This window comes from Agrococcus jejuensis (assembly GCF_007679035.1).
In the GTDB taxonomy this organism is placed as follows: domain Bacteria; phylum Actinomycetota; class Actinomycetes; order Actinomycetales; family Microbacteriaceae; genus Agrococcus; species Agrococcus jejuensis_A.
The window spans coordinates 1,011,925-1,024,479 of the sequence record NZ_VEFR01000001.1; the positions used below are offsets into that span (position 1 = coordinate 1,011,925).

The 12,555-nt window shown below is 74.0% G+C and carries 10 protein-coding genes; 4 read left to right on the forward strand and 6 right to left on the reverse strand.

All coding sequences use genetic code 11. The features are described from left to right. Nucleotides 1-177 precede the first annotated feature (177 nt). Together FS793_RS04880 and FS793_RS04885 are read right to left on the reverse strand one after the other, a co-directional pair. Nucleotides 178-1,488: a M1 family metallopeptidase gene (locus tag FS793_RS04880; RefSeq protein WP_144719104.1), complete on the reverse strand. Its 1,311-nt coding sequence runs from the start codon at nt 1,486-1,488 to the stop codon at nt 178-180. A gap of 21 nt (nt 1,489-1,509) precedes the next feature. After that, nucleotides 1,510-5,376: a Pls/PosA family non-ribosomal peptide synthetase gene (locus FS793_RS04885; RefSeq protein ID WP_260980023.1), complete on the reverse strand. Its 3,867-nt coding sequence runs from the start codon at nt 5,374-5,376 to the stop codon at nt 1,510-1,512. Nucleotides 5,377-5,554: 178 nt separating this feature from the next. Here FS793_RS04885 and FS793_RS04890 point away from each other — a divergent pair, with 178 nt between their 5' ends. From FS793_RS04890 to FS793_RS04900, 3 genes are read left to right on the forward strand one after another with little or no spacing between them, the layout of a single operon-like run. Then, on the forward strand, nt 5,555-6,025 hold the full coding sequence (locus tag FS793_RS04890) for a hypothetical protein (protein ID WP_144719108.1): 471 nt from the start codon (nt 5,555-5,557) through the stop codon (nt 6,023-6,025). A gap of 11 nt (nt 6,026-6,036) precedes the next feature. Further along, on the forward strand, nt 6,037-7,299 hold the full coding sequence (locus FS793_RS04895) for a DUF1727 domain-containing protein (protein WP_144719110.1): 1,263 nt from the start codon (nt 6,037-6,039) through the stop codon (nt 7,297-7,299). Next, nucleotides 7,296-8,009 (forward strand): type 1 glutamine amidotransferase, encoded by a 714-nt coding sequence (locus FS793_RS04900; protein WP_144719112.1) that lies wholly within the window; start codon nt 7,296-7,298, stop codon nt 8,007-8,009. Before FS793_RS04895 ends, FS793_RS04900 begins: the two co-directional genes overlap by 4 nt. A 4-nt stretch (nt 8,010-8,013) precedes the next feature. On the opposite strand, the gene FS793_RS04905 is transcribed toward FS793_RS04900, so the two are convergent. Continuing rightward, nucleotides 8,014-8,610 carry a TetR/AcrR family transcriptional regulator gene (locus FS793_RS04905; RefSeq protein WP_144719114.1) on the reverse strand — a complete coding sequence of 199 codons (597 nt, stop codon included), beginning with the start codon at nt 8,608-8,610 and terminating at the stop codon, nt 8,014-8,016. A 121-nt stretch (nt 8,611-8,731) separates the two neighbouring features. Between FS793_RS04905 and FS793_RS04910 the strand changes: the two genes are divergently transcribed. Further along, on the forward strand, nt 8,732-9,976 hold the full coding sequence (locus FS793_RS04910) for an MFS transporter (protein WP_144719778.1): 1,245 nt from the start codon (nt 8,732-8,734) through the stop codon (nt 9,974-9,976). 82 nt (nt 9,977-10,058) lie between these two features. Here FS793_RS04910 and FS793_RS04915 read toward each other — a convergent pair whose 3' ends face one another. From FS793_RS04915 to FS793_RS04925, 3 genes are read right to left on the reverse strand one after another with little or no spacing between them, the layout of a single operon-like run. Then, nucleotides 10,059-11,096 carry an FUSC family protein gene (locus FS793_RS04915; protein ID WP_144719116.1) on the reverse strand — a complete coding sequence of 346 codons (1,038 nt, stop codon included), beginning with the start codon at nt 11,094-11,096 and terminating at the stop codon, nt 10,059-10,061. 2 nt (nt 11,097-11,098) lie between these two features. Further along, complete coding sequence (locus FS793_RS04920; RefSeq protein WP_260980024.1) at nt 11,099-12,049, reverse strand: succinylglutamate desuccinylase/aspartoacylase family protein; 951 nt, start codon at nt 12,047-12,049, stop codon at nt 11,099-11,101. After that, nucleotides 12,042-12,530 (reverse strand): ATP-dependent zinc protease family protein, encoded by a 489-nt coding sequence (locus FS793_RS04925; RefSeq protein WP_144719118.1) that lies wholly within the window; start codon nt 12,528-12,530, stop codon nt 12,042-12,044. Before FS793_RS04925 ends, FS793_RS04920 begins: the two co-directional genes overlap by 8 nt. Nucleotides 12,531-12,555 lie beyond the last annotated feature (25 nt).

Consider the following 12,555-nt stretch of genomic DNA (forward strand, 5'->3'; position numbering starts at 1 on the left):
CCAGGCGATTCCGCCTCCGAAGGGAGCATTCCCCTCAGGACCCGGGATCGCCTGCGAAACGCAACCGCTGCATCCCGACTCTGTGCGTATCGCAGGCGATTCCGCCTCCGAAGGGAGCATTCCCCTCAGGACCCGGGATCGCCTGCGAAACGCAAGCGCGGAGGCGGCGGGATGCGGTCAGCGCGCGACGGGCGGGAGCGCCGGCAGCGCCGGCTCGTCGAGCCAGGCGCGCAGCAGCGGCGCGACGTCCTGCCCCGAGACGCGGGTCGCGAGCGCGACGAGGTCGGCGGTCTCGACAGTGCCGCCCGAGTGCTCGTCGACCCACGCGTGCAGCAGCGTGCGCATCGCGTCGGGGCCGATCGTGCGGCGCAGCGCGACGAGCGCGAGGGCGCCGCGCTTGTAGACGCGGTCGTCGAACATGTCGGCGGCCCCGGGATCCGACAGCACGAGGTCCTGCGGCAGGCCGGTGAGGCGCGCGTGGTGCAGCGCCGCCTGCTCGTCGATCGAGAGCCCACCTGCGGCCTGCGACCACACCCACTCCGAGTAGCAGGCGAAGCCCTCGTGCAGCCAGATGTCGCGCCAGGTGCGGGCCGTCACGGCGTTGCCGAACCACTGGTGCGCGAGCTCGTGCGCGATGAGCCGCACGGCATCCCACTCGGGACGGCAGAAGTTGCGGCCGAACGTCGACAGGCTCTGCGACTCGAGCGGGATCTCGAGCTCGTCGTCGGTCACGACCGTCGTGTAGTCGTCGAACGGGTACGGGCCGAACTCGTGCTCGAAGCACGCCAGCATCTGCGGCTGCAGCCCGAACGACGCCTCGTACGCCGCACCGGTCATGCCCGTGGGGCGCAGCACCCGCATGGGTACCGAAGCCCGCTGGCGCACCTCCTGGTAGCGGCCGATCTGCACCGTCGCCAGGTACGGCGCCATGGGCGCGCGCTGCGCGAAGCGGAAGGTGCGGGATGCGCCGCGCCGCTCGACGCCGGTCTGCTCTCCCGAGCACGCGACGACGTACTCCGACGGCACCTTCACCGACAGGTCGTAGGTCGCCTTCGACGACGCGCGGTCGTTGCACGGCATCCACGTGGGGGCCCCGTGGGGCTGCGCAGCGACGATGACGCCGTCCTCGAGCTCCTCCCACCCCGCCTCGCCGAAGGCGCGCATCCGCAGCGGCCTGGGGTTGCCGCGGTAGTCGACCTGCACGGCGAGGCGCGTGCCGGCCGGCGCCTCGGCGGGCAGCGTGACCGTGAGGTGCGTGCCCGAGTGGCCGTGCTTCGCGCGGGTGCCGTCGACGAGCACGCGGCTCACGCGCAGGTGCGCGAGGTCGAGGCGGATGCGTCGCGCGGGCTCGGCGAGGACGATCGCGAGCGTGGCCGAGCCCTCGAGCAGGTTCGACGACGGCCGGTAGTCGAGGTCGACGACGACGTGCTCGACGTCGTACGAGAGGTCGCCGTGGCCCGGCATGTACGGGTCGGCGTGCTGCTGCATCCCCACCATCATGCCCCTGCCTCAGTCCTCCCAGGGACCGATGGGGTTGCCGAGCCACCGCGTGCGGCTCGGCACGAGCTCGCCGCGCATCACGAGCGAGGCGGGCCCGACGGTCGCGTGACGGCCCAGCGTGGCGGCGGGGAGGATCACGGAGTTCGGCCCGAGGGTCGCGCCGGCGTCGACGCGCACGGTGCCGAGCGACAGCACGCGATCGTGGAAGAGATGGGTCTGCACGACGCACCCGGCGTTGACGGTGGCGCCGTCGCCCAGCACGACGAGGTCGGCCTCGGGCAGCCAGTACGTGTCGCACCACACGCCGCGGCCCACGCGCACGCCGAGCATCCGCAACCACACGACCATGGCGACGGTGCCGGATGCGGGGCCCGCGAACCAGCGGGCGGCGAGCAGCTCGAGGAACGTGTCGGCGAGCTCGTTGCGCCACACGAAGCCGCTCCACAGCGGATGCTCGCCCTCGCGGATGCGGCCGACGAGCGCCCACTTGGCGGCGACGGCGATGAGCGCCGAGACGATGCCGACGGCCAGGAGCAGCAGCGGCGCGACGAGCGCGGCGGCGACGAGGCCAACCCAGGTCCACGCGTCGCCGAGCAGCGCGACGAGCGCCGCGACCGCCGCGAACGGCAGCGCGACGGCGAGCAGCATGGGCACGACGCGGGCGGTCTCGACGAGGCCGCGCAGCACCTTGAGGCGCGTCGAGGGCGCGTAGGTGCGACTCGCATCCACCTCGTCGGCCGTGCGCCGCAGCTGCGTGGGCGGGCTGCCGATCCACGACGATCCGGCCTTGGCCGTGCCGCGCTGCGGCGCCGCCGAGAGCACGGCCACGAGGGATGCCTTGGGGATGCGGCGGCCGGGTGCCGCCATGCCGGAGTTGCCGAGGAAGGCGCGCTTGCCGACCTTGACGCGCTCGGCGCGCAGCCAGCCGCCCGTGAGCTCGTAGCCGCCCACGAGGGTGTCGTCGGCGAGGAAGACCTCGTCGCCGATCTCGGTGAGCGACGGGATCATCACGACCGTCGACGCCTCGACGCCGCGACCGACCTTCGCGCCCAGCGCGCGCAGCCACCACGGCGTGAGCGCGCCGGCGTACAGCGGGTAGAGCCAGGCGCGGGCGTCGTCGAGCACGCGCACCGTGAGCCAGGCGGCGAGACCGGCTGCCGACCGCACGGGCACGGGGCCGGAGCGGATCGCGAGCGCCGCCAGCCGCACGATCGCCAGCACGAGCACCATGAGCGCGACGTACCCGATCAGTGCCGCGACGGGCAGCCACGGCGCCGCGGCGAGCATCGCATCCGTCGCGGTCTCGGCCTCGAGGAGCGCGGGCACGGCCACGAGCGCGCCGATCGCGGCAGCGATCCACGGCAGGCCAGCGACGAGCGTGCCGGCGAGCGCGTACGACGCCGCCCAGCGCCGCGGACCCGCCGCGTGGCGCCCCTCCCATGCGCCGCGCGCCTTGCCCACGCGCACGGCGGGCGAGCCCGACACGAGCGCACCGGGCTTCACGCGATCGCCGACGAACGAGCCGGGAGCGACCTCGGCGCCCGCCGCGACGCGCGCGCCCGGGCCGAGCGTCGAGCGCGCGCCGATGCGCGCATCCCGTCCGATGCGCACGGCGCCGACGTGCACGACCCCGCCGTCGATCCACGTGCCCGAGAGGTCGACCTCCGACTCGACGGACGCACCGCGGGCGAGCCGCAGGAACCCGGTGACGGGCGGCAGCGCGTGCAGCTGCACGTCGCGGCCGATGCTCGCGCCGAGCAGGCGCGCGTACCAGGGCATGAACGCGGCACCGGCGAGCGAGGTCGCGGCGAGCTGCGACTGCACCTGCTCGGCGAGCCAGATGCGCAGGTGCACGCGGCCGCCGCGGGGGTACGTGCCGGGCGCGACGCCGCGCAGGGCGACGCGGATGATCGAGGCCGCGAGCAGCATGCGGCCGGGCGGCGCGACGAACACGGCCACCATCGCGACGACGAGCGGCCACGGCGGCGTCGGCAGCCACGCGGCGAGCGGATGCAGCACCGCGCTCGCGAGCAGCAGCCACGCGATCCAGCGCGCGCCGGCGAGCGCGTGCAGCGGGTAGGCGGCGAGCGCCTGCGCCACCTGCGTGCGCCGACGGATGGGGTGGGTCTCGGCGTTCGTGCGTGCGGCGGAGGCGCCGAGCGAGTCGAGGTGGCCGGCGAGGTCGCCGACCGTCGAGTGCTGGTAGACGTCGCCGACGACGACCTCGGGGTGGCGCTCGCGGATGCGGCCGACGGCCTGCGCCGCCGTGAGCGAGCCGCCGCCGAGGTCGAAGAAGTCGGCGTCGAGCCGCTCGGGGTCGGCCGCGAGCACGTCGCGCCAGATGGCGGCGATCCAGGTCTGCGTCTCGCTCCAGCCGTCGTGCGCGGTCGCGGCCGACGGCAGCGGCCACGGCAGCGCGTCGCGGTCGACCTTGCCCGAGGTGCGCGTGGGCAGGTCGTCGACGATCGCGAGGCGCGGCACGAGCGCGGCGGGCATGCGCTCGCGCAGCACCGTCATCGCGACGCCGGCGTCGTACGTCTCGTCGACCGTGAGGTAGCCGACGAGCACCTGGCTGCCGGCCGACGTGGAGCGGACCGCGGCGGCGGCGCCGACGACGCCGGGCACGCGCAGCAGCTGGCCGTCGATCTCGCCGAGCTCGATGCGGCGGCCGCCGAGCTTGATCTGGTCGTCCGCGCGGCCGCCGAAGACGAGACCCGCAGGATCGTTGCGCACGACGTCGCCCGATCGGTACGCGCGCTGCCAGCCGAGCGACGGGATCGGCGCGTACTTGTCCGCGTCCTTCGCGGCGTCGAGGTAGCGGGCGAGGCCGACGCCGCCGATGACGAGCTCGCCCGTCTCCCCCTCCGCGACCGGTCGCCCCTCGGCATCCACGACCGCGAGGTCCCAGCCGTCGAGCGGCAGCCCGATGCGCACGGCATCCGTGCCGTCGACGAGCGCGGCGCAGGCGACGACGGTCGCCTCGGTGGGGCCGTACGTGTTCCACACCTCTCGGCCCGGACGCTGCAGGCGCTGGCCGAGCTCGGGCGGCAGCGCCTCGCCGCCCAGGATCACCATGCGCACGGCGTCGAGGGACTGGATGGGCCACAGCGACACGAGCGTCGGCACCGTCGACACGATCGTGATGCCGTTCGCGACGAGCCACGGGGCCACGTCGACGCCCGAGCGCACGAGCGAGCGCGGCGCGGGCACGAGGCACGCGCCGTGCGCCCACGCGAGCCACATCTCCTCGCACGACGCGTCGAACGCGACCGAGAGGCCCGCCATGACGCGGTCGTGCGGGCCGATGGGCTCGTGCCGCAGGAAGAGGCGCGACTCGGCGTCGACGAACGCGGCTGCCGAGCGGTGGGTCACGGCGACGCCCTTCGGCGTGCCCGTCGAGCCCGAGGTGAAGATGATCCACGCGTCGTCGTCGGGCGTCGGCGGCGCGACGTCGCGGGGACCCTCGGCGCGGGCGTGCTCGGTGAGCGCGACCCCGAGGCCCGTCGCGGCGATCGCCTGCACGGCCGCCTCGCCGAAGACGGTCGCGGCGCGCTCATCGGGGTCGTCGGCATCCACCGGCACGTAGGCGGCGCCACCCAGCAGCGTGCCGAGGATCGCCACGTACAGGTCGGTCGTGCCCGACGAGATGCGGATGCCCACGCGGTCGCCGCGGCCCACGCCCTGCTCGGCGAGGCGGTCGGCGAAGGCCTGCGCGGCATCGACGAGCTCGGCGTACGTGAGCTGCTCGGAGCCGTTGTCGAGCGCGAGCGCATCGGGATGCGCCTCGGCGGTCGCGGCGACGACGTCGGCGAGCGTGCGCTCGGGAGCCGCGAGGTGCGATGCGAGGAACGCGTCGGGGATGCTCGGGCTGCTCACGTGCCCATCCTTCCCCACGCGCGGGCGGAGAACCGCCCGGTCACCTGCCGGTCACCTGCCGTCCATGTCGTGCCTGCGCGTCGAATCCGCACGCCACGGCCGTCTCAGGTGCAGGGAGCACCTGAGACTCCGCTCAGGTGCGGATTCGACGGGGCGTGCGTTCGTAGACTCGGCATCCATGGCGACCCTTGCGAGCGACGCCGCCGGCATGACCAGGCGGCATGCGATCACGCTGGCGCTCGACGTCGCGCTGACGATCGTCGGAGCCCTCGTGCTGCTCACGGCGTGGCACGCCGTCGTGCTCGACGACCGCGTCGCGGGCTTCCTCGAGGGCGCGCGCCTGCTGTTCCTCTTCATGGACGTGGGCCTCGGCGTCTGGTCGATCGCGCTCGTCGTGCTCGGGATGCGCGCGCGGCGAGGCGCACGCCGACCCGGACTCGTGGCGGTGCTCGTCGCGTGCGCCGTCGGCGTCGTGCTCAACGCCGCTGCCGTGCTGCTCATCGGACTCGCGCAGGGCATCGTCTACCTCGACCATGCGCTGCTGGCGGGTGCGGCGACGCTCGTCGCCGCGTTCGCCGTCGTGCCCGCGCTGCATCGCGCACGCGACCCACGGCCGAGCACCGCGGGCGACGCCGCCGACGCCTCGTAGACTCGAGCACCATGGCGATGCTCCCCGTGATGACCGGCAAGCTCGCCCTCGCGGGCCTGCGTCTGCTCGGTCGCAGCGGCAACGCGCTGCCCGGCCTCGTCGTCGAGCGGCTGTTCCCGCGGTACCTAGCGAAGACGCTGAGCGCGCTCCCCCACGGCGTCGTCGTGGTGTCGGGCACGAATGGCAAGACCACGACGACGAAGATGGTCGCCGCGATCCTCGCCGAGCGCTTCCGCGTGCTCACGAACGACACCGGCTCGAACTTCGTGCGCGGCACGATCGGCGCCGCCGTCTCGTCGTCGACCTGGACCGGCCGGCTCGACGCCGACGTCGCCGTGTTCGAGCTCGACGAGGCCCACGCCGTGCGCTTCGTCGAGCGGTACAAGCCCGAGCGCGTGCTGCTGCTCAACGTCATGCGCGATCAGCTCGACCGCTTCGGCGAGATCGACCACACCGCGCGCCTGCTGCAGCAGGTCGCGTCGCAGGCGACGGTCGCCGTCGGCCTCAATCGCGACGACGCCCGCATCGCGGCCATCGCAGGCACCATCGACGCCGAGCCCGTCTGGTACCAGGTGGCCGACGACCTGCGGCACCTGTTCCCCACCGACGAGGAGCTGTACGGCGGCGCCTCGCGCGCGGCCCGCGACTCCGACGGCGCCGCCGCCGAGCTCGTCGCGTGGGATGCGAACGCCACGACCATCCGCATCGGCGACGCCGAGCAGTCGTTCCCGCTGCGCGCATCCGGCGCCCACAACGCGCAGAACGCCACGGCCGCCGCAGCCATCGCCAGCACGTTCGACCTCACGCCCGACGAGATCTTCCGCGGCCTGCGCGCCGTCGAGCCCGCGTTCGGGCGCGGCCAGTCGTTCGAGATCGACGGGCGCGACGTGTCGCTGCACCTCGTGAAGAACCCCGCCGGCTTCCGCCAGTCGCTCGCTGCCGCCCGCGTCGAGGACCCGGCGCGCATCTGCATCGTCATCAACGACGACGACGCCGACGGCCGGGACGTGTCGTGGCTGTGGGACGTCGACTTCACGGGCCTCGCCGATGGCGTGCCCGTGTCGACTGCCGGCGTGCGCGCCGCCGACATGGCCGTGCGCCTGCGCTACGACGGCGTCGAGGCGGCCGCGGTCGACGCCGCGCTCGCACCCGCCGTCGACCGCGCGCTCGCCGCGACCGCGCCGGGCGAGCGCCTGCTGATCTTCTCGACCTACACCGCGATGTGGGGCCTCCACCGTCATCTCGTCGCCCGCGCGAAGGAGGTGCGCGCGTGACGCCGCTGCGCATCGTGCACCTGTACCCGCACGAGATGAACATCTACGGCGACACCGGCAACGTCGTCGTGCTGCGCAAGCGCCTCGAGTGGCGCGACCTGCCCGTCGAGATCGTGCCGGTGGGCGTCGGCGACGACCTGCCGAGCGACGTCGACCTCATCCTCGGCGGTGGCGGCCAGGATGCGGCGCAGGGCGAGATCGGCGAGGACTTCCAGCGCCGCGGGCCCGAGCTGCGTGCGGCGGCGTCCGACGGCGTCGTCATCCTCGCGATCTGCGGCGCGTATCAGCTGCTCGGGCACGAGTTCAACACCGCCGCCGGCACCCGCATCCCCGGCGTCGGCGTGCTCGACGTCGTGACGAACGGCTCCGACACCCGCCTCATCGGCAACCACGCCGTCGACTCCGAGTGGGGTCGCCTCGTGGGCTACGAGAACCACTCAGGCCTCACGACGCTCGGCCCTGCCGCGACGCCGCTCGCCCGCACGGTGCCGGGCCGCGGCAACGACGGGCAGGACTCGACCGAGGGATGCGTGCAGGGCAACGTGTTCGGCACGTACCTGCACGGCCCCGTGCTCGCGAAGTCGCCGCGCTTCGCCGACGAGCTGCTGCGCCGTGCGCTCGAGCGCCGCGGCGACGCGGCCGAGCTCGCGCCCCTCGACGACGCGCTCGCGCTGCAGGCCGCGGAGGTCGCGGCGAAGCGACCGCGCTGAGGGATCAGGCAGCCTCGACGGCCGCCCATCCCGGCGCGAGCAGGTCGAAGCCGGCCGCGAGCACGGCCAGCGGGTCGTCGGCGCCCGACACGAGCGTCTGCATCTGCAGCACGAAGCGGGCGTAGACCCGCACGGCGTCGCTCGGTGCCTCCGCAGCCAGCGCCTCGGCGATCGCGTCGGCGAGCGCATCCTCGTGCCGCAGCCACATGCGGGCGCCGTAGTCGCGCAGCGACGGCGTCGCGTCGAGCATCGCGAGGAAGCGCCTCGTGGCGTCGTCGCGGTGCTCGTCGAGGTTGATCCGGATCTCGCGCGCGTAGAAGGCGCGGAGGGCGTCGTGGATGCTCGTGCCCGGCTCGCGGTCGCGCACGGCTGCGACGAGCTGCTCGCGCTGCTCGTCGTCCTCGTCGAAGACGAGCGCCTCCTTCTGCGGGAAGTGCGCGAAGACGGTGGTGGGCGACACGTCGGCGGCGTCGGCGACCTGCTTGACGCTCACGGCGTCGAAGCCGTGCTCGAGGAACATGAGCGTCGCGACGTCGGAGATCGCCTTGCGCGTCGCCGCCTTCTTGCGCTCGCGCCTGCCGAGGGGCTCCGTCGTGCTCATGCGGGCCATCCTATCCGGATCCGGTTCGATCATGGCTTGACACTGAAACTGTAGTGAGTACAGTTTCGGTGTGACTTCACCGCAGACTCTCGCCCCGCGCGACGCCCGCCGCGCCTGGACCATGCTCATCGTGCTCACCACGCTTACGACCGCCGGCATGACGGTCGTGCTGCCCGTGCTCCCCTTCGTCGTCCTGCAGCACGTCGGCAACGGCGACGAGCTCGCCGTCTGGGTCGGCGTGCTGGAGGCCGTCAACGGCCTCTCCGCCTTCCTCGTCGCGCCGTTCCTCGGCCGCCTCTCCGACCGCTTCGGCCGCCGCCCCGTCATCGTCGTCGCCGCCTTCGGCGCCGCCGCCTCCATGACGCTCTTCGGGCTCGGCGGCTCGCTGTGGGTGCTGCTGCTCGCCCGCATCGTGCAGGGTCTGACGGCGGGCGACCTCCCCGCGCTCTTCGCGTACCTCGCCGACATCACGAGGCCCGAGGACCGCGCGAAGCGCTTCGGGCTGCTCGGCGCCCTCGCCGGCATCGGCACGATGGTCGGCCCTGCCGTCGGCGGCCTGCTCGCCGCGATCAGCGTGCAGCTGCCCGTGCTCGTGACGGCAGGCATCTCGCTCGTCATCGCCATCCTCAGCCTCGTGCTGCTCCCCGAGTCGCTGCCCGCCGCCAAGCGCATCGAGCGCATCGCGCTGCGCGACGTGCACCCGCTCGCCGCCGTCGCGATGGCGTTCCGCCGCCCCGAGCTCCGCGGCCTCATGCTCGCGTTCGCGCTGCTCGCGCTGCCGTTCGGCTTCTTCGTCAACACCTTCTCGGTGCTCGCGCTCGACGCCATCTCGTGGGGCCCGACGGCGATCGGCCTGCTCATCGCATCCGTCGGCATCATCGACGTCGCCGTGCAGGGCGTGCTGCTGCGCCTGCTGCTGCCCCGCATGGGCGAGCGCGGCGTCATCGTGGCCGGCATCGTCGCGCAGACGCTCGGCCTCGCTGCACTCGCGATCGTCGCGTCGGCCGTGTCCGAGCCGTGGCTCTTCATCCTCGGCGCCCTCGCGCTCGCCGCCGGCCAGGGTGCCTCGCAGGCGACGATGGACGGCGCGATGTCGAACGCCGTCGGCGACGACGAGCAGGGATGGCTCGGCGGCTCGACGCAGTCGGTGAGCGCGGCCATGGGCGCCATCGCGCCGCTGCTCGCCGGCGCGCTCTACGCCGGCGTCGCCCACGCCGCGCCCTACGCGCTCGGCGCCGCGATCATGGTCGTCGCCATCGTCGTCGTGCTGCGCGCGCCCATCGTGGAGGCGGCGCGCCACCCGAATGCGGATCTCGACCCGACGCAGCCGCCGACCGCATCCACCCCGGTGCTCGCCGGCTCCTGAGTCGATTGGGCAGCAGTGGTTCGCGCACCGGCGTGTCGCCAACCACTGTTGCCCAATCGAGCGTCAGAACTGGCCAATCGGATCAGGACGCGCGGCCCCAGGGGCGGATCGCCACGATCGCGAGCGACCCCACCGCGACGCCGAGCGCCGTCTCGACGAGGCGCGACAGCAGCAGCGCGTCGATCGGCACGGGCGCCGCGAGGTGCACGAGCAGCATCGCGAGCGGTGTGATCGCGACGAGTCCGATGGCGTAGTTCCAGCCGATCACGAGCTCGATGACGAACTGCAGCACGACGACGACCGCGATCGTCGCGAGCGGCGAGAGGCCCGCCGACAGCAGCAGCCACGCGACGCCGAGGCCCACGAAGGTGCCGACGACGCGCTGCACGCCGCGCGCCAGCTGGCCGTGCACGTGCGGCACCGCGAACGCGACGGCGGCCGAGAGCATCGCCCAGTACGGATGGTCGCCGCCGGGCAGCCAGCCCGAGACCGCGGTTGCGAGCGCGCCCGCCGCGCCGACGCCGACGACCGCTCGTGCGACCTGCCAGCGGATGGCGGGGTCGCGCGGCGGCGCGGGCGGTGGGGCCTTGCGGGTCGGCAGCACGGCCTGCTCGAGCGCGCCGAGCCCGACGGCGAGCGCCGCGGTCGCCGCCGACACGAGCGGCACGAGCGGCACGTCGGCGGGCGCGAACGGCACGGAGGCGCAGGCTCCGGCGGCGAAGACCAGGAAGAACGGACCCGGCGGACGCCAGCCCCGAGCATCCGACGCCCACGTCGCGAGCCCCGCGACGGCGGCGACGAGCGGGATCGCGAGCCACGCGCTCCACGGCGTCATGCCGACGAGCGCGCCGATCGCGGCGGTCGCGGTGAGCAGCGCGCCCATCCACGCCTGCGTGCGCCATCGCGTCCGCGACGGCCTGCGACCGCCGTAGATCGACGCGAACGCGCCGAACGCCGCCGCGATGCCGAGGTCGAGCCGGTCGACCGCGAGCAGCGTGCCGAGCGCGACCGCGAGCACGATGGCGCCACGGATCGCGACGCGGTGCGCGCCCGGCGCCGGGCCGACGCGCACGCTCTCGCCGAGCACCCCGCGCACGTGGTGCAGCGGGCCGGGCGTCACGGTCACTCTCCCAGCGCCGCGATGTGCACGAGTCCGTCGCCGGCATGCACGATCGGCGCTCGCGTGAGCCCGATGACCATGCCGTCGCGATCGGCGCGCACGATGCGTCCGTTGCTGCCGAACGCGTCGGCGATGCGCCCGAGCCGCTGGCCCTCCTCGACGAGCGCGCCGAGGTCGACCTCCATGCGCAGGATGCCCGAGCCACGCGCCCGCACCCAGCCGCTCGAGAAGCTCGCGAGCGGCGCCTCGTCGTCGACGCCCTCGCCGTCGAGCATGTCGAGCGCCGCGAGCACGCGCAGCACGCCGGCGACGCCGACGGCGATCGACTCGTCGTCGAAGCGCATCGCCTCGCCCGCCTCGTAGAGCAGCACGGTGCCGCCCGCCTCGCGCGCCGCCTGCCGCAGCGAGCCGTCGCGCAGCCGCGCGTGCAGCATGAGGGGCGCGCCGAAGGCCTCGGCGAGCCTGCGCGTCTCGGCATCCTCGAGGTCGGCGCGGATCTGCGGCAGGTTGCCGCGTCGCGCGGCCGCCGTGTGCAGGTCGATGCCGACGTCGCACTTCGAGACGACCTCGGTCATGAGCAGGTGGGCGATGCGGCTCGCGAGCGATCCGCGTGCCGAGCCGGGGAACGAGCGGTTGAGGTCGCGACCGTCGGGCAGGTAGCGGTCGCCCGTCATGAAGCCGAGCACGTTGACGACGGGCACGGCGAGCAGCGTGCCGCGCAGCGTCCTCGGCGACACCTGCGCGAGCACCTGGCGCACGATCTCGACGCCGAGCACCTCGTCGCCGTGGATGGCCGCGTCGACCCACACCGTCGGGCCGGGCTCGCGGCCGTGCACGACGCGCACCGGCAGCGTCGCGTCGCCACCCGTCACGAGTCGCGTGATCGGCAGCTCGACGTCCTGCTGCTGCCCGGCCCGCACGCGCACGGTGCCGATCGCGAACGACTCACGCACCCTCGCGCCTCCGATTCCGCGAGCGCACGTCGCGCGAGGGGCGCCCGCCGAGGTACGAGCCGGCCGAGTCGACGAGGAACCCCTGGCGCAGCGCCTCGCGACCCACGAGCATCCGGAAGCCCATCTCGTCGCGGCGCGTGAGCGACATCTCCGTGTCGATCGTGCGGCCGAGCAGACGGATGGGCGCCAGGATCACGATGCGCTCCTGCTCGGTGCCGTTCGACGATCGGATGACGCGACGGTCGTGGATCGGCACGTCGACGTCGACGGAGTCGGCGGTCGATCGCTGCCACGGATGGATGGCGAAGCGCACGCGCGCGACCCCGTCGACCTCGTGCTCCTCGACGTCGAACGCGTGCAGCGCCGACGACCTGGCGCCGGTGTCGAGCTTCGCCTTCACGTGCTCGATGCCGAACGTCGGCAAGCCCACCCACTCGCGCCAGCCGGCCACGACGGGGCTGGCAGGATGGTCGGCGGTCATGCATCCATCCAACCAGGGAAGCCAG